Origin of the sequence: Pseudomonas sp. Irchel s3f7, assembly GCF_900187615.1 — a bacterium.
Classification (GTDB): domain Bacteria; phylum Pseudomonadota; class Gammaproteobacteria; order Pseudomonadales; family Pseudomonadaceae; genus Aquipseudomonas.
Genome location: NZ_FYDO01000008.1, coordinates 14,217 through 30,389 on the forward strand (window position 1 = coordinate 14,217; position 16,173 = coordinate 30,389).

General features: G+C 59.0%; 15 protein-coding genes. 5 read left to right on the forward strand and 10 right to left on the reverse strand.

Features of this window, described 5'->3' with window-relative positions:
- Positions 1 to 4: 4 nt before the first annotated feature.
- From ssuD to CKW19_RS08655, 7 genes are all read right to left on the reverse strand, one after another.
- Positions 5 to 1,153, reverse strand: a complete 1,149-nt coding sequence (ssuD, locus tag CKW19_RS08630; RefSeq protein WP_095057518.1) for an FMNH2-dependent alkanesulfonate monooxygenase — start codon at positions 1,151 to 1,153, stop codon at positions 5 to 7.
- A 25-nt stretch (positions 1,154 to 1,178) separates the two neighbouring features.
- A complete protein-coding gene (locus tag CKW19_RS08635; protein WP_095057519.1) occupies positions 1,179 to 2,144 on the reverse strand; it encodes a sulfonate ABC transporter substrate-binding protein in 966 nt (321 codons plus the stop codon).
- Positions 2,145 to 2,235: 91 nt separating this feature from the next.
- Positions 2,236 to 2,829, reverse strand: coding sequence for an NADPH-dependent FMN reductase (ssuE, locus tag CKW19_RS08640; RefSeq protein WP_095057520.1), 594 nt, complete (start codon positions 2,827 to 2,829; stop codon positions 2,236 to 2,238).
- A gap of 297 nt (positions 2,830 to 3,126) precedes the next feature.
- Complete coding sequence (locus CKW19_RS08645; RefSeq protein WP_095057521.1) at positions 3,127 to 3,765, reverse strand: peroxiredoxin; 639 nt, start codon at positions 3,763 to 3,765, stop codon at positions 3,127 to 3,129.
- 293 nt (positions 3,766 to 4,058) lie between these two features.
- On the reverse strand, positions 4,059 to 5,396 hold the full coding sequence (locus CKW19_RS08650; protein ID WP_095057522.1) for an OprD family porin: 1,338 nt from the start codon (positions 5,394 to 5,396) through the stop codon (positions 4,059 to 4,061).
- Positions 5,397 to 5,484: 88 nt separating this feature from the next.
- Complete coding sequence (locus CKW19_RS28360; RefSeq protein WP_143498411.1) at positions 5,485 to 5,739, reverse strand: hypothetical protein; 255 nt, start codon at positions 5,737 to 5,739, stop codon at positions 5,485 to 5,487.
- A 46-nt stretch (positions 5,740 to 5,785) separates the two neighbouring features.
- Positions 5,786 to 7,111, reverse strand: coding sequence for an OprD family porin (locus CKW19_RS08655; RefSeq protein WP_095057523.1), 1,326 nt, complete (start codon positions 7,109 to 7,111; stop codon positions 5,786 to 5,788).
- 363 nt (positions 7,112 to 7,474) lie between these two features.
- On the opposite strand from CKW19_RS08655, the gene tauA reads away from it, so the two are divergent.
- Entirely contained in the window at positions 7,475 to 8,464 is a 990-nt protein-coding gene (tauA, locus tag CKW19_RS08660; protein WP_095057524.1) for a taurine ABC transporter substrate-binding protein, read from the forward strand.
- A 98-nt stretch (positions 8,465 to 8,562) separates the two neighbouring features.
- Here tauA and argA read toward each other — a convergent pair whose 3' ends face one another.
- Together argA and argE are read right to left on the reverse strand one after the other, a co-directional pair.
- Positions 8,563 to 9,861, reverse strand: coding sequence for an amino-acid N-acetyltransferase (argA, locus tag CKW19_RS08665; RefSeq protein WP_095057525.1), 1,299 nt, complete (start codon positions 9,859 to 9,861; stop codon positions 8,563 to 8,565).
- Between the two features lie 233 nt (positions 9,862 to 10,094).
- Positions 10,095 to 11,261, reverse strand: coding sequence for an acetylornithine deacetylase (gene argE, locus CKW19_RS08670; RefSeq protein ID WP_095057526.1), 1,167 nt, complete (start codon positions 11,259 to 11,261; stop codon positions 10,095 to 10,097).
- A 156-nt stretch (positions 11,262 to 11,417) separates the two neighbouring features.
- Between argE and CKW19_RS08675 the strand changes: the two genes are divergently transcribed.
- The gene (locus tag CKW19_RS08675) at positions 11,418 to 12,785 is read left to right on the forward strand and encodes an inorganic triphosphatase (protein ID WP_095057527.1); all 1,368 of its coding nucleotides are present in this window, start codon (positions 11,418 to 11,420) and stop codon (positions 12,783 to 12,785) included.
- Between the two features lie 108 nt (positions 12,786 to 12,893).
- Here CKW19_RS08675 and CKW19_RS08680 read toward each other — a convergent pair whose 3' ends face one another.
- The gene (locus tag CKW19_RS08680) at positions 12,894 to 13,358 is read right to left on the reverse strand and encodes an Lrp/AsnC family transcriptional regulator (protein WP_095057528.1); all 465 of its coding nucleotides are present in this window, start codon (positions 13,356 to 13,358) and stop codon (positions 12,894 to 12,896) included.
- Positions 13,359 to 13,484: 126 nt separating this feature from the next.
- Between CKW19_RS08680 and CKW19_RS08685 the strand changes: the two genes are divergently transcribed.
- From CKW19_RS08685 to CKW19_RS08695, 3 genes are all read left to right on the forward strand, one after another.
- Positions 13,485 to 13,823, forward strand: a complete 339-nt coding sequence (locus CKW19_RS08685) for a hypothetical protein (RefSeq protein ID WP_095057529.1) — start codon at positions 13,485 to 13,487, stop codon at positions 13,821 to 13,823.
- Positions 13,824 to 13,911: 88 nt separating this feature from the next.
- Positions 13,912 to 15,696, forward strand: a complete 1,785-nt coding sequence (locus CKW19_RS08690) for a GspE/PulE family protein (RefSeq protein ID WP_095057530.1) — start codon at positions 13,912 to 13,914, stop codon at positions 15,694 to 15,696.
- Positions 15,697 to 15,769: 73 nt separating this feature from the next.
- The gene (locus CKW19_RS08695; protein WP_095057531.1) at positions 15,770 to 16,090 is read left to right on the forward strand and encodes a DUF2388 domain-containing protein; all 321 of its coding nucleotides are present in this window, start codon (positions 15,770 to 15,772) and stop codon (positions 16,088 to 16,090) included.
- Positions 16,091 to 16,173 lie beyond the last annotated feature (83 nt).

Genomic DNA, 16,173 nt, shown 5'->3' on the forward strand with positions numbered 1-16,173 from the left:
CGCCTCAGCTCTGGGACGCGGCTTTGGGAAGAATGTCGTTGGCGACCATTTCACCGAACGGGCTGACGTAACCGGCACTTTTCGGCAACTCGGGGCGCTCGACATCGAGGTGTGGGAACAGCAATTCGGCCACCCGGTACGACTCTTCCAGGTGTGGATAACCGGAGAAAATGAAGGTGTCGATGCCGAGGTCCGCGTATTCCTTCACCCGTGCGGCCACGGTCGGACCGTCGCCCACCAGCGCCGTACCGGCACCACCGCGCACCAGGCCGACACCGGCCCACAGGTTAGGGCTGACTTCCAGGTTGTCGCGACTTCCGCCATGCAGCGCAGCCATGCGTTGCTGGCCGACCGAATCGAAACGCGCCAGCGATGCCTGGGCACGGGCGATGGTCTCGTTGTCCAGATGCGAGATCAATTTGTCCGCCGCTTGCCAGGCTTCGGCGTTGGTTTCACGCACGATCACATGCAGACGAATGCCGAAGCGTACGGTGCGACCAAGCTTGGCGGCTTTGGCACGAACCTGTTCGATCTTCTCGGCAACGGCGGCCGGAGGCTCACCCCAGGTCAACACCATTTCCACTTGCTCGGCGGCCAGGTCTTGCGCAGCTTCCGAAGACCCGCCGAAGTACAACGGCGGACGTGGTTGCTGGATCGGCGGATAGAGCAATTTCGCGCCCTTCACACTGATGTGCTGGCCGTCATAATCGACCGTTTCGCCTTCCAGCACGCGGCGCCAGATGCGGGTGAATTCCACCGAGGCCTGATAACGCTCCTCGTGGCTGAGGAACAGACCGTCGCCGGCCAACTCTTCTGGATCACCGCCAGTGACCAGGTTGAACAGCGCGCGCCCACCGGACAGACGATCCAGCGTCGCCGCCTGCCGCGCGGCTACCGTCGGGGAAATGATCCCGGGGCGCAGGGCGACAAGAAACTTCAGACGCTGGGTCACCGGAATCAGCGACGCCGCCACCAGCCACGAGTCTTCGCAGGAGCGACCGGTCGGAATCAGCACACCGCCGAAGCCCAGACGATCCGCCGCTTGCGCGACCTGTTGCAGATAACCGTGGTCAACGGCGCGAGCGCCTTCGGCGGTGCCAAGGTAATGGCCGTCGCCGTGTGTAGGCAGGAACCAGAAGATATTGAGGCTCATGGAGTGGTCTCCTTGGGGAATCGAATTATTGGGCTTTGGCGAGAGCGGCCGGCGGCGTCCAGATCACGTCTTTGATGCTCAGCGGCTTGGGAATCAGCTTGAGCTGATAGAAGCTGTCGGCGATTTTCTGCTGCGCGGCAACCACTTCAGGCGTGAGGAACAGCGCGCCGTAACCCTGGCGTTTCACCGAGGTCAGGGTGATGTCTGTCGGCAGGCCAAGTAGCGGTGAAACCTGAGCCGTCACGTCCTGTGGATTGGCTTTGGACCATTCACCCACCGCTCGCACTTCTTCCACGAGGGTCTTGATCACTTCGGGATTCTTCTGCGCATACGGTTTGGTGGCGAGGTAGAACTGGTGGTTGTCGACGAGGCCCTGACCATCGCGCAGGGTGCGCGCTTGCAGTTGCTGTTCGGCGGCAGCCTGGTACGGATCCCAGATCACCCAAGCGTCGACACTGCCACGCTCGAACGCGGCACGGGCATCGGCTGGCGGCAGGAATACAGTCTGGATGTCGGTGTATTTGAGGCCGGCGTCTTCCAGCGCACGCACCAGCAGGTAGTGCACGTTGGAGCCTTTATTGAGCACGACTTTCTTGCCCTTGAGGTCCGCCACCGATTTGATCGGCGAGTCCTTCGGCACCAGCAGCGCTTCGCTGTGCGGCGCGGGCGGTTCGTAGGCGACGTAGAGCAGATCGGCACCGGCCGCTTGAGCGAACACTGGCGGAGTTTCGCCGGTCACACCGAAATCGATGGAGCCGACGTTCAAGCCTTCAAGCAGTTGCGGGCCACCGGGGAATTCAGTCCATTGCACGTCCACGCCTTGGGCAGCGAGGCGTTTTTCCAGGGTGCCTTTGGCTTTGAGCAGCACCAGGGTGCCGTATTTCTGATAGCCGATTCGAAGTGTCTCGGCCTGAGCTTGAGTAATGGCGCCGAAGGTGACAGCCGCAGCAAACAGAGCGACCAGACCACGACGCAAAATGACAGGGCGCATGGCGCTCTCCTTATTTGCAGTTGGGTTGTGGCTGCACCTGCTTGCCCGTTAGCGGGCGAGTAAGGCCAGTACTTCAATTTTTCGGTGGGACTTAAATGCTCCAGCGAGCACTCAACAAACGTTCATTCAACAGGTTCGGATCGAGCGGCTTGGGCCGTCTCGCCATCGCGCTGAAAAACAGCTCCAGCGATTCATTCAGTCGTTGTTCCAACTCCGGCGCCAACTGCGCCAGCGCGTTGCCTTCGCCGTAAGCAATCTGGCTGTCGACAGCGAAAATCCCTTGCAGCAACTCCTGAGCCTTCAAGGCCGACAGCACCGGTTTGAGCGCGTAATCCACCGCCAGCATGTGGGCGATACTGCCGCCAGTGGCTATTGGCAGAACTACTTTGTGGCTCAGGCCGCGCTCGGGCAGCAGGTCCAGCACGACTTTCAATGCGCCGGAAAAAGAGGCCTTGTAAACCGGTGTCGCAATCAGCAAACCATCGGCGTTTTCAATCTGTTGCAGCAGGTCGATGATCTTGGGGCTGTCGAAGCGTGCGTGGAGCAAGTCTTCGGCCGGGAAGTCCCGTACCTGGTAACTCACCACCTCGACACCCTGCGTTTGTAACCATTGCCGGGAGCGATCCAGCAGCACCCCGGAACGGGAGCGTTGGCTGGGACTGCCACCGAGTGAGACGACCAACATTCGGACGATTCCTTGAGCGGTGCTGGCGATTCGCGGCTTGCGATCTCGCTTCGATGGAGTGACCTTAACAGGTGATTTATATATCTATAAATCATATTTATTCATTTGGTTATGCGTTATGGAAATATACAAACCGTTTTCTTCCAGGCAAAAAAACAGGCCGTCGAAACGGCCTGAAATCCCCTGCTTAGAGAGCATCCGAACACATACCTGCAGGCGCTGGCTTGCCGGCGATAGCGGTGTGCCTGAAGCACCACGTCGCCTGGTTCGCCGGCAAGCCAGCGCCTACAAAAGCAATTAGCGGTTGGGCTGCGGCGTCAGGCGCAGGTACGGTTTCACCGCACGGTAGCCCTTGGGAAAGCGCCGTTTGATTTCCGCTTCATCCTTGAGCGACGGCACGATCACCACGTCATCACCGTCCTGCCAGTTGGCCGGGGTGGCCACCTTGTAGTTATCGGTGAGTTGCAGCGAGTCGATCACCCGCAGGATCTCGTTGAAGTTGCGGCCAGTGCTCGCCGGGTAAGTGATGGTCAACCGAACCTTCTTGTTCGGGTCGATGACGAACAGCGAGCGCACCGTCAGGGTGTCGTTGGCGTTGGGATGGATCAGGTCGTAGAGGTCCGAGACTTTGCGGTCGGCATCGTCGAGGATCGGGAAGTTGACCACCGTGCTTTGGGTTTCATTGATGTCTTCGATCCACTTGTGATGCGACTCCACCGAGTCCACGGACAAGGCGATGGCCTTGACGCCGCGCTGGGCGAATTCGTCCTTGAGCCTGGCGGTGAGGCCCAACTCGGTGGTGCACACCGGTGTGAAATCCGCCGGATGGGAAAACAGCACGCCCCAGCTATCGCCCAGCCACTGGTGGAAACGGATGGTGCCGGCGCTGGAGTTCTGTTCGAAGTCGGGGGCGATGTCGCCGAGTCTGAGGCTCATGGTGCTGCTCCTTGTGAGTGCTTGATGAGCTCAACTGTGCCTGTGTTTTTTAACTATTAAAAAGAATAAATATCGATTTATTTAGATCGTAATTGAATATTAAAAATCTGTTCACTGGACGTCCTCAAGCATCACGCCCACCATCGTCGCCAAGGTTCGAGAAGGCCTTGAGTTGCTGCAAAGAGGGGAACTTCATGGCGTGTTTACGGGGGTGAACCGCCTTGAGAAAGCAAAAGCCCCGCCCGGCGTGATGCCGGGCGGGGCTTTTTTTCGTCTCGGTTACGCGAGCGCTGTTACAGCAGCGGGATCGAGTAGCTGAGGATCAGGCGGTTTTCGTCCTGGTCGCGAACACCCGCGATATTGGTGCGCCATGTAGCGTTTTTCCAGGTCAGGCCGAGATTCTTCAGTGGGCCTTCTTGCAATACGTAAGCAACGCTCAGGTCACGTTCCCACTCGGAAGCGCCGCTGGCTGCTTCAGCGCCGGCCCTGTTGACGGTGTCGATGTTATCGCCATGCAGGTACACCATACCCGCCGTCAGGCCAGGTACGCCGACCTTGGCAAAGTCATACGAGTAGCGTGCTTGCCAGGTGCGCTCGCCGGCACGACCGAACTTCTGGATTTGCGAATCGGTGATGGTGTAGTTCGAAGAACCGTCACCCTGGTTCAGCCAAGGGAAATCGCTGCTGCCATTGCTGACCTGATAACCGCCGCCGAAGGTGTGACCGGCAACGGAGTACAGGAACAGGCCGCTGTACAGATTGTTGTCTACCTTGCCCTTGCCGTTTGGCACACCGCTGTAGTTGCCGGTGCTGTAGTAATCCGGGTTGTAGCCGTTGGCACCGTCATCGGAGCTGTTGAAGTAGCGCAAGTCCGACTTCAACACGCCCGGGCCGATGGCCCAGTTGTGTACCAGACCCAGGAAGTGCTGCTTATAGAAGTCTTCCAGGTTGCCGTAGTAGTACTGGGCAGTCAGGTCTTTGGTGAGCTTGTAGTCACCACCGGCGTAGATGAACTTGTTGCTATTGATAGTGCGCGGGGATGCACCATTGATAGACATCTGTTCATTGTTGCTCGAGTTACGGCCTTTCACGTGCTCGATCTGGCCGCCGATCAGCGTCAGGTCCTTGATCTCGCCGGACGTGAGCTGGCCACCTTCCCAGGTTTGTGGCAGCAGGCGACCATCGTTGGTCACGATCACCGGCAGTTTTGGTTGCAGGGTGCCCAGTTTCAGCTCGGTCTGCGAGATCTTGGCCTTGGCCGTCAGGCCCAGGCTGGAGAAGTCATCAACCGCTTCGCCGTTGGACTTGCTCGGGAAAACAGTGCCGCCGTAAGACGTCGACGTCGCACCGTTGGTGCCACCGCCCGAATCAAGACGCACGCCCAGCAGGCCAATCGCATCAATACCGAAGCCGACAGTGCCTTGGGTGTAACCGGAGATGAAACGCAGGTCAAAGCCTTGGCCCCATTCTTCGTTCCTGCTTGGATCGGCAGCACCACTGCGGTTATCGGTGTTGATGTAGAAGTTACGCAGCCCCAATGTTGCCTTGCTGTCTTCGATAAAACCGGCGGCGCCTGCCTGCTGCGCCAAAACCCCTGTGGCCACAGCCAGGGCCAAGGTGGACTTATTCATGTTTCGCTCCTCTCGTTTCTAATTCTTCTGTTTCTGGTCCTGGATCTGGTGCCCGGGATCCTAAACGCTTAATTTCGCGGCATACCGTCTAAGCCGGTCGTTTGGCGGCCGCAGGATACATCGCCATAAAGCCAAAATGAATCGCTTGGTACTTTTTAATATCTTTGTGGAATATACGTTTCCGCGACAGATCCGAGGTATCGGCGGCAAAGGCCGATTCCTTAAGCTGATCATTTTTCGAGGGACCGCGACGGCCGGACCCGCTCACTTTAGGCGGCGGACACAAAAACCAAAAAGAATAAAAAATGATTACGTGCAGCTTTTGTGGAATATAAAAATTCACACGAAAAAAAGCCCCGCCAGTTGGCAGGGCCTTTTCGAACGGCTAGTTACAGGAAGCTGTAGGTGTAGTTGAAGATCAGGCGGGTCTGGTCCTGGTCGGCGATGTTGATTTCGCTGCCACGATAAACGCCGTTACGCAACGTCACGCCGAAGCCTTTGAGAGCGCCCTGCTGGACGGTGTAGTCGATCCGCATGTCGCGTTCCCACTCGGACATATCGCTGCCACCCGTAGCGGATTTGATGTTGTCGCCATGCAGATAGGAAATCGCCGTTTTCAGACCTGGCACACCCAGACCGGCGAAGTCATAGCTGTACTGGCCGAACGTGGTGTTCTCACCTGCGCGGACGAAACCGTTGATCATCGAATCGGTGAACAGGTAGAAGCTCGAGCCACCCGCGCCCAGGTTATGACCGTTGTCACCTGTCAGGCTGCCCTGGTTCAGGTAAACGAAGCCACCGTCATCGTTGACGCGCTGGTGACCCAGCAGGAAGGCGTTGCCACCCAGGGTGTAGGTGAACATGGCGCTCCAGGTCTTGTTATCGACCTCGCCCGGGGTTTTGGCGTAACCACCGTTGTTGTTGAAGCGATAGCCGGTCTCACCGTTCTTGCCATCGGCGCTGCTGTCGAAGTAACGAACGTCGGTCTTGAACGACTGGTTGGGAGCAATCGGGTAGACGTGCACCAAACCGAAGAAGTTTTGCTTGTAGTAGTCTTCCAGGTTCGCATAGTAGTACTGCAAGGTCAGGTCTTTGGTGACCTTCCAGTCAGTACCGCCGTAAAGGAACTTGTTGCTTTCTTCTGTCCCGCCATTCACAGCCAGGCCATCAGTGTTAGACGAGGCGCGACCTGCCGCGTGTTCCAGCTGACCCGCGTTAAAGGTCCAGCCGTCGAACTCCTTGGAGGTGATGGTGCCACCTTCAAAAGTCTGTGGCAGCAAACGGCCATCGCTCGCGATCAGAATCGGCAAGTTGGGTTGTAGAGCCCCACCGAGGTGCGCTTCGGTCTTGGAGAAGCGTGCTTTCACGTTGGCAGCCGCACGGCTCCACTGGTCCACGGCCGAATGATCGCTGTCGCTTGGGACGAAGGTGTTGGGATCAGGGTGATGGCCTTTGCCACCATCCAGATGGATACCCAGCAACGCCTGGGCATCAATACCGAAACCGACACTGCCTTGCGTGAAACCGGACAGGTAATCGAGCTTCAGGCCTTCAGCGGTTTCTCGCTGATCCGCGCCGCCATCCCGATTATCGTTATTGAAATACATGGTTCGCGAACTGACGGAAGCCTTGCTGTCTTCGAAGAAACCTGCGGCGCTTGCCTGCTGCGCCAAAACCCCTACGGCCACGGCGACAGCCAAGGTGGACTTGTTCATGTTGAAGCTCCTCTCGTTTCTAATTCTTGTATTCCTGGTTCCGGATCGATTGCCCGAAATCCTAAGATGCGCGATTAGCGCCAGACCGAGACCCACAAGTCAATCGTAACTACGTGTGTCTACGACCATGGTCTAATCCCCCGTTTTTTGGTCCATGCAGGGTCATGAGTTCGTCATAAACCTGAAAAGAAATAGGCAGTTCTTTTCTAATACCGTTTAGGTATTTAGGTCATAGCCCCAAACGTCGCGGCCTAGAGCGACCGGGCTCATAAGCTAATTCCAAAATGGTATTTATTAGAGTTTTTTTAGATCGTTTAGCGTTGACGCAGTTCGGAAATAATTCCTTTACCGAAAGGCGATCCCATGACGATCAAGCGCGCACTATCCGGCTCATTTGTTACAGTTTATGTATCGCTCGCTGTTTCCTTTTCAGCTCATGCGGCCAACCTCACCGTTGGCTATCAAACCGGAATAGACCCCAGCAAGGTGCCTCAGGCGGACGGCCTTTATGAGAAGTCCATCGGCCAGCCAATCGACTGGCGACGCTTCAACAGCGGTCCGGAAGTGGTCACGGCCATCGCTTCGGGGGACGTGCAGATCGGCAATCTGGGTTCAAGCCCGCTGGCGGCCGCCGCGTCCCGTAACTTGCCGATTGTCGCGTTCATCGTGTCAGCCCAGATCAATGCGGCCGAAGCGTTGGTGGTTCGCAACGGTAGCGGCATCGAAAAACCGGAAGATCTGATCGGAAAAACCATCGCCACACCGTTCGTTTCGACCTCCCACTACAGCCTGCTCGGCGCCTTGAAGCACTGGGGGCTGGATGGCTCGAAAGTCAAAGTGGTGAACCTGCAACCGGCAGAAATTGCGGCAGCCTGGAAGCGCGGCGATATTGATGGCGCGTTTGTCTGGTCGCCGGCGCTTGGGGAGATCCGCAAGACCGGCAAGACTTTGACCGACGCCGCGCAAGTGGGCCAATGGGGCGCACCGACGTTCGAGGTATGGGTGGCGCGCAAGGATTACGCCGAGAAGCACCCGGAGGTCGTGGCTAAATTTGCCAAGGTCACACTGGATTCCTTTGCCGAGTATGCCGCCCATAAATCTGACTGGACCGCCAACTCGGTGCCGGTACAGAAAATCGCCAAACTGACCGGTGCCAATGCCGCTGACGTGCCTGAGTTGTTGGCCGGATCAGCCTTCCCGGATGCCAAGGCTCAGCAAAGCTCCGCGCTGCTGGACGGCGGTACGGCCAAGGCGATTGGCGAGACGGCTAAATTCTTGAAGGAGCAAGGAAAGGTAGAGACGGTGTTGCTGGACTATTCGCCGTATGTCAGCGCGAAGTTCGTAACCGAGTAATTATTGCGGTTCTTTCGCAACCGATCGCTGGCAAGCCAGCTCCTACAGGTAGGCGCAAATCATGTAGGAGCTGGCTTGCCAGCGATGGGGCTATTCGGTCAAAGGGCTTTTTCGAAGATCTTCGAGTTACGCTGATAGTTGTACAGCGACGCTCGCGCCGATGGCAGGCGATCAACGCTGCTCGGCACAAAACCACGCTCGCGGAACCAGTGAGCGGTGCGGGTGGTGAGCACGAACAAGGTTTTCAAACCCTGAGCCCGGGCGCGGGTCTCGATGCGCTCCAGCAATTCATCGCCGCGACCGCCATGGCGATACTCCGGATTCACCGCCAGGCACGCCAGCTCACCGGCATCCGAATCGGCAATCTGATACAGCGCCGCACACGCGATGATCATGCCTTCACGCTCGACCACGCTGAACTGCTCGATCTCGCGCTCCAGCACTTCACGGGAACGGCGTACCAGAATCCCCTGCTCTTCCAGCGGGCTGATCAAGTCGAGCAATCCGCCGACGTCTTCGATGGCCGCTTCGCGCACCACTTCAAACTGCTCCTGCGCCACCAGCGTACCGCCGCCGTCACGGGTGAACAGTTCGGTCAGCAGTGCACCGTTCTCGGCATAGCTGACGATATGACTACGGGCCACGCCGCCACGGCAAGCTTCGGCAGCGGCATCCAACAGTTCTGCCTGATAGTTACTGCCCAGGCGCTGCAAATGCGCCGGCACCTGCTGCGGACGCAACTCACGCACCAGACGTCCGTTTTCGTCGATCAAACCCAGTTCGGCGCCAAACAGCAGCAGCTTGTCCGCGCCCAACTCGATGGCCGCCCGCGTGGCGACGTCTTCACAGGCCAGGTTGAAAATCTCACCGGTCGGCGAGTAGCCCAATGGCGACAGCAACACGATGGAGCGCTCGTCCAGCAGACGGTTGATGCCCTTGCGATCGACCCGGCGCACTTCGCCGGTGTGGTGGTAGTCGACGCCTTCGAGCACGCCGATCGGCCGTGCCGTCACCAGGTTGCCGCTGGCGACCCGCAAGCGCGAGCCCTGCATCGGCGACGAGGCCATGTCCATCGACAGGCGCGCCTCAATGGCGATGCGCAATTGGCCGACGGCGTCGATCACGCACTCCAGGGTTGCCGCATCAGTGATGCGCATGCCGTGGTGGTAATGCGGGGTCAGACCGCGAGCGGCGAGGCGGGATTCGATTTGCGGGCGCGAGCCGTGGACCAGCACCAATCGCACGCCCAGGCTGTGCAACAGCACCAGGTCGTGGACGATATTGCCGAAATTCGGGTGTTCAACGCCGTCGCCGGGCAGCATGACGACAAAGGTGCAATCGCGGTGGGCGTTGATGTAGGGCGAAGCGTGACGAAGCCAATTAACGTATTCGGGCATGAACCAGGGCCTGTAATAAATAGCAGCCGAAAAAAGGGCGAAACAGAAAAACGCACAACGGGCTGATGGTTATCGTCGGAACAGGCTTGGCAACACGCGCGCTCTCCTCATGAATACGGGTTTCAACATCGGCAAGTTATACATGAAACCTGTAGAAGCCGGCTTGCTGGCGATGCAAGCGCTGCGATCCGGCAGATGAACCGCGTCATCGTTCATCGCCGGCAAGCCGGCTCCTACAGGTTGTGTTGCGTTTTGGCCGGTGTCAGGCAGTAATGTTCGATCAGTTGACGTAATAGATGCACCGTAGGCTGCAAACGTGACATTTCGAGGTATTCCCCCGGCTGGTGGGCACAGGCGATATCGCCAGGGCCGAGCACCAGTGTTTCGCAGCCAAGACGCTGAAGATAAGGCGCTTCGGTGCCGAACGCCACTGCTTCGGCGCTGTGGCCGGTGAGCTTTTCGGCGATTCGTACCAGTTCCGCGTCTTCGGCCTGCTCGAAGGACGGCACGTCGGGGAACAGCGGCGCGTAGGTGATCTTCACCTGATGCCGCTCGGCAACCGGGTTGAGCTTCTGCAGGATCTCGGCACGCAAGACCTTGGGGTCCATGCCGGGCAATGGACGCAGGTCAAACTCCAGCGAACACTGGCCGCAGATGCGGTTGGGATTGTCGCCGCCATGGATGCAGCCGAAATTCATCGTGGGCATCGGCACGCCGAACTGTGGATTGCGAAACTCACGCTGCCACAACAGGCGCAGGCCACGCAGTTCGCCGATGGCATCGTGCATGGCTTCCAGGGCGCTGTGGCCCAGGCGCGGGTCCGAGGAATGGCCGCTCTGCCCGAGGATGTCGATGCGCTCCATCATGATGCCTTTGTGCATGCGGATCGGCTTGAGCCCGGTCGGCTCGCCGATCACCGCAGCACGCCCCAGCGGCCGCCCCGCTGCCGCCAACGCACGGGCACCGGACATCGAACTTTCTTCATCGCAGGTAGCGAGGATCAGCAGCGGTTGCTTGAACGGTTGATCGAGCAGTGGTCTGACGGCTTCGATGGCCAGGGCGAAAAAGCCCTTCATGTCGCAGCTGCCCAGGCCGACCCAGCGACCGTCGACTTCGGTCAGTTTCAAAGGATCGGTCTGCCACAACGCGCCATCGAACGGCACGGTGTCACTGTGACCGGCCAGCACGAGCCCGCCGGGACCTGAGCCAAAACTGGCCAGCAGATTGAATTTGCCAGGGCTGACTTGTTGGATGTCGCAGGCAAAACCCAGGTCTCCGAGCCATGCGGCCAGCAGGTCGATCACCGGGCGGTTGGTTTGATCGAGGCTCGCTTGAGTACAGCTGACGGACGGTGCAGCGATCAGTGCAGCGAACTGATCTTTCATGGACGGCAATGGCATCGCTGACTCCCGACTCGCGGATTGAAGTCCATCATAGAGCTATCCGGCGACAGGAATAAACCGTTGCACGGCGTAGGAAGGTTGAGTCCTGTACACTGCACGACCTTGGCAGCCACATATTCCCCGGCTGCGCTCCCGATCCTGGATTTTCCGGCCATGCAGAAAGAAACCGAAATCAAACTCCGCGTCAGCCGCGAAACCCTCGCCGCCCTGCGCGAGCACCCGTTACTGAAAAAACGCAACAAAAGTGGCTGGGAACGCCGTGAATTGATGAACCAGTACTTCGACACGCCTGAGCGCGATCTGGCCCGGGCCAAAGTCGCCCTGCGCCTGCGCAAGGATGGCGAGGAAGTGATTCAGACCCTCAAGACCCGCGGCCAGAGCGTCGCCGGTTTGTCCGAGCGTAATGAATACAACTGGCCCCTGCCCAAAGCCAAGCTCGACGTGAAAAAACTCGACGGCGAATGCTGGCCCGAGGAACTGGCCGAACTGGACAAGAAAACCCTGAAGCCGATCTTCACCACCGATTTCGTCCGCGAATACGCTGAAATCGCCTGGGGCCGTGGCAAAACCAAAGTGGTCATCGAAGCCGCGCTGGACCTGGGTCACGTCGTCGTCGGCAAACAGAAAGAAGAAATCTGCGAGCTGGAGCTGGAATTGCGCGAAGGCGATCCTGCCGCGCTGCTGGAACTGGCCGCCGAGCTGGCTGAAAAACTGGCGTTGATGCCGTGCGACATCAGCAAGGCCGAACGCGGTTATCGCTTGTATGACGCCCACAGCTACTCGTTGAGCCTGCCGGCACCGCAGATCACGGCCGAAACACCGCTGGACGATGCTTTCGCCGCGCTGAGCTGGCATTTGCTGAGCAGCAGCCAGCGTCTGGCCGAACAGTATCGCTTCAATGGTCACTGGCGCCTGTTGCAGGACTGGGTCGAGTGCCTTGCTGAAATGCGCGCACTGATCAGCAGTCTCGGTCAGGCAGCCCCGCGTCAATCGACCCACGACCTGCGTGTCGCGCTCGACGCTTTGCTGGAAGACTGGCGCCCGTTGGTTCAGGCCGGCCTGGACGATGAAGACGTGCGCAAAGCCGCGCCGGAGCAGTTCCTCGAAGAACTCGAAGACCCACGCTGGGGCCTGTTCTCCCTGACCACGTCGCGCTGGTTGCTGGCCCGCACCTGGGCTGCCGAGCGCAACACCCGTGGCAATCGCCAGGGCGCTGCGCAATTGGGCAGCTGGTTGCCGCGCCTGCTGGGCGAGGAAGCCACTTCGTTGCAATTGCAGCGTTATCAGCAACAGCCGGAAGACCTGGCCGAGCAACTGCCGCGCATCGAACGCATCCAGGTCTGGCTGCACCATGCGCGCAACGTGCTGGAGATCCCGGAAATGGATCGCCTGTACGGTGAGCTGAACAAACTGGCGCAGTTGGCGAACGAATCGATCACCGACGAAGTGCTGGACGCGCGTAAACAGCAGGCGATTGCGGTGTATCAGAACCGTGCGTGGAAAATGCTGTTGCGCATGTAATACCGCCATCGCCAGCAGGCTGGCTCCCACAGGGGATTTGTGACGTACACAAAACCAATGTGGGAGCCAGCCTGCTGGCGATGGGGCCCGCACAATTACCGCAGCATTTCAGACCGGCAAACTCGTCGTCGACTTGATCTCCGATAACGCCACGATCGAATTCACTTCCTGAATCCCGGGCACCATCGACAGTTTCTCGAAGAAGAAACGCTCGTACGCCTCGATGTCCGCCGTGACAATCCGCAGCAAGAAATCCACCGCCCCCATCAGCACATAACATTCCAGCACTTCCGGAAAGCCGCGAATCGCATCGGTGAACTCCGTGAAATTCGAGCGGCCGTGGGCGTTGAGTTTTACTTCGGCGAAGATCTGCGTGTTCAGACCGATTTTCTTGCGGTCGAGCAAGGTCACTTGGGCCCGAATGATCCCCTCCTCTTTCATCCGCTGAATCCGTCGCCAGCACGGGGATTGCGACAGGCCGACCTGTTCGGCGATCTGCGCACTGGACAGCGAAGCGTCCTCTTGCAGCAGCGCGAGTATCTTGCGGTCATAACTGTCCAGCTCGATCTGCATGAATAAACCCTTAAGTGAGCAATTTGTGCATTGCATGATTCAACAAAGCCGCTATACGCCCCATCTTAGACAAGAAATACCCGGTAACGGATGTAAAAATTTCTCCAATGATTCTGGAGCCCGACCATGCCGCATTTAGAAGCCGTGAACACCCCGCCCACCCGCGCCGATGTCTGGCATGTCAGCAATGCCCACTGCCGTGTGCACTACCAAATGCTCGCCGAAGCCGAACCGGATCTTTTGTGTCGAGCGCTCAACCTGTTCGCTTTGCAGTTCCTGACGCCGGATCAGGTCAATGTGCAACGCCAGGACGACCTGCTGGTCATCGACATCGTCATGGACGGATTGAGCTGGCACCGCGCCCAAGTGATTGCTGAAAAACTTCGTAACCTGATCAGCGTTTGCTCGGTCGAGCTGCAAGCGGCTGATTCTGCTTGGGGCGAAGCGGCTCAGGCGGCGGGCTGAAAAACCCTGACACGGCTTCGTCGGGTAGTGGCCCAGCGGTCTGCAATGCCACGGCTATCCTTTGCGGACTTGTTCAAAAGGAGCCCGCATGTCCGTTCAACTCGCCATTCAGGACCGCTGGCTGGATCTCAATGAGGTACTGCGTGAACTGGTCGCCCAAGGCTTGATCAGCCAGGACTCGGCCGAGCACGCGCTCAATGCCCGACGCCGTCACGCCGCCCATGGCCAGGTGCATCCGCTGGAGTTTATTGCCGATCAGCATCTGGACGACTTGAGCCGGCCAGGCAAACGCCTGGACCTCGAAAGCCTCACCCTGTGGCTGTCCCGGCAGGCCGGCCAGCCTTACCTGCGCATCGACCCGCTGAAAATCAACGTCGCGGCCGTGACGCCGCTGATGTCCTACGCCTTCGCCCAACGCCACAAGATCCTCGCCGTCGCCATCGACCGTGACGCGGTGACAGTGGCCAGCGCCCAGCCTTACGTCAGCGGTTGGGAAGCCGACTTGACCCACGTGCTCAAGCTGCCGATCAAGCGCGTGGTGGCCAACCCGGTGGACATCCAGCGTTTCAGCGTCGAATTCTTCCGCTTGGCCAAATCGGTCACCGGGGCGAACAACGCTGATCAGCAGGTCAACACGCTGGGCAACTTCGAGCAGTTGCTCAACCTCGGCGCCAGCGACCAGGAGCCGGATGCCAACGACGCACACATCGTCAACATCGTCGACTGGCTGTTCCAGTACGCGTTCCAGCAACGCGCCAGCGATATCCATATCGAACCTCGACGCGAACAGGGCACCGTGCGGTTTCGCATCGACGGCGTGTTGCACAACGTCTATCAATTTCCGCCGCAGGTCACCATGGCGATTGTCAGTCGCCTGAAGAGCCTGGGCCGCATGAACGTCGCGGAAAAACGCAAACCTCAGGACGGCCGGGTGAAAACCAAGACACCGGTCGGCGGCGAGGTCGAGTTGCGCCTGTCGACACTGCCGACGGCCTTTGGCGAAAAAATGGTCATGCGGATTTTCGACCCCGAAGTGCTGCTCAAGGACTTCGATCAGTTGGGCTTTTCTGCCGATGACCTGCGCCGCTGGCAGGACATGACTCGCCAGCCCAACGGCATCATCCTGGTCACCGGCCCGACCGGTTCGGGCAAGACCACCACCCTCTACACCACGCTGAAAAAACTGGCGACGCCGGAGGTCAACCTCTGCACCATCGAAGACCCGATTGAAATGGTCGAGCCGTCGTTCAACCAGATGCAGGTCCAGCACAACATCGACCTGACCTTCGCCGCCGGTGTGCGGGCGCTGATGCGGCAAGACCCGGACATCATCATGATTGGCGAAATCCGCGATCTGGAGACGGCGGAAATGGCAATCCAGGCCGCGCTCACCGGCCACCTCGTGCTGTCGACGCTGCACACCAACGATGCCCCCAGCGCCATCAGCCGCTTGCTTGAACTCGGCGTGCCGCATTACCTGATCAAGGCCACCGTGCTCGGCGTCATGGCCCAGCGTCTGGTGCGAACCCTGTGCCCGCACTGCAAGGCGCCGATAACACTGGGGGACGACGACTGGCAAACCCTGACCCGCCCCTGGCAAGCGCCATTGCCGCTCAATGCCCAACGCGCCGTGGGTTGTGCGGAGTGTCGCGATACCGGTTATCACGGCCGCGCCGGGGTCTACGAAATCATGCAGCTCAGCGACGGCATGAAAGCGCTGATCCGTCCCGACGCCGACCTGCTGGCCGTGCGAAGGCAAGCGTTCAAGGAAGGCATGCGCAGCCTGCGCCTGTCGGGGGCACAAAAGGTCGCGGCCGGTTTGACCACGGTTGAAGAGGTATTGCGGGTGACGCCCCAGAGCGAACAACTTTAGGTAAGGCGATGATTGAACTCGATGGGGGGAAGGCAATCCAACGGCGGATTTTATCCATTGGAGTCACCTTTTCATGCGTTTCAAACTTGCTGTTGCAACCGTCGCTCTGCTGTCTCTGCCTGTCGGTTCGGCAATGGCCGATACGTTTTGGCGGAACGTTCTGACGTCCGGCGCAACCACCGGTTCGTCTTACCTGACATCCAAGGATCAAAAGCTGGTCGTCGCAACCCAGGATGACGCCAGCAGCTTCGTTGCCAGCGATGGCGGCATCCGCGGGCCTTACCTGGAAGCCGCCATGCAAGAAGTCCGCGCCGACAACCCGGGCCTGCAAGCCACGGACATGGAGCTGGCGAACGCGATTCTGGCGAAGAATGCCGTGGCTGCTGCGGAGTAAGCTTTGTTGCCGGACTAAAAATGCCGCTCACATGAGCGGCATTTTTATATCTGACAGATCGCAGCTCAATCGTAGGCGCTGCC

Coding starts and splice junctions, on each gene's coding strand:
- ssuD (WP_095057518.1), bottom strand. CDS start 1,153: ATGAGCCTCAATATCTTCTGGTTCCTGCCTACACACGGCGACGGCCAT.
- CKW19_RS08635 (WP_095057519.1), bottom strand. CDS start 2,144: ATGCGCCCTGTCATTTTGCGTCGTGGTCTGGTCGCTCTGTTTGCTGCG.
- ssuE (WP_095057520.1), bottom strand. CDS start 2,829: ATGTTGGTCGTCTCACTCGGTGGCAGTCCCAGCCAACGCTCCCGTTCC.
- CKW19_RS08645 (WP_095057521.1), bottom strand. CDS start 3,765: ATGAGCCTCAGACTCGGCGACATCGCCCCCGACTTCGAACAGAACTCC.
- CKW19_RS08650 (WP_095057522.1), bottom strand. CDS start 5,396: ATGAATAAGTCCACCTTGGCCCTGGCTGTGGCCACAGGGGTTTTGGCG.
- CKW19_RS08655 (WP_095057523.1), bottom strand. CDS start 7,111: ATGAACAAGTCCACCTTGGCTGTCGCCGTGGCCGTAGGGGTTTTGGCG.
- tauA (WP_095057524.1), top strand. CDS start 7,475: ATGACGATCAAGCGCGCACTATCCGGCTCATTTGTTACAGTTTATGTA.
- argA (WP_095057525.1), bottom strand. CDS start 9,861: ATGCCCGAATACGTTAATTGGCTTCGTCACGCTTCGCCCTACATCAAC.
- argE (WP_095057526.1), bottom strand. CDS start 11,261: ATGCCATTGCCGTCCATGAAAGATCAGTTCGCTGCACTGATCGCTGCA.
- CKW19_RS08675 (WP_095057527.1), top strand. CDS start 11,418: ATGCAGAAAGAAACCGAAATCAAACTCCGCGTCAGCCGCGAAACCCTC.
- CKW19_RS08680 (WP_095057528.1), bottom strand. CDS start 13,358: ATGCAGATCGAGCTGGACAGTTATGACCGCAAGATACTCGCGCTGCTG.
- CKW19_RS08685 (WP_095057529.1), top strand. CDS start 13,485: ATGCCGCATTTAGAAGCCGTGAACACCCCGCCCACCCGCGCCGATGTC.
- CKW19_RS08690 (WP_095057530.1), top strand. CDS start 13,912: ATGTCCGTTCAACTCGCCATTCAGGACCGCTGGCTGGATCTCAATGAG.
- CKW19_RS08695 (WP_095057531.1), top strand. CDS start 15,770: ATGCGTTTCAAACTTGCTGTTGCAACCGTCGCTCTGCTGTCTCTGCCT.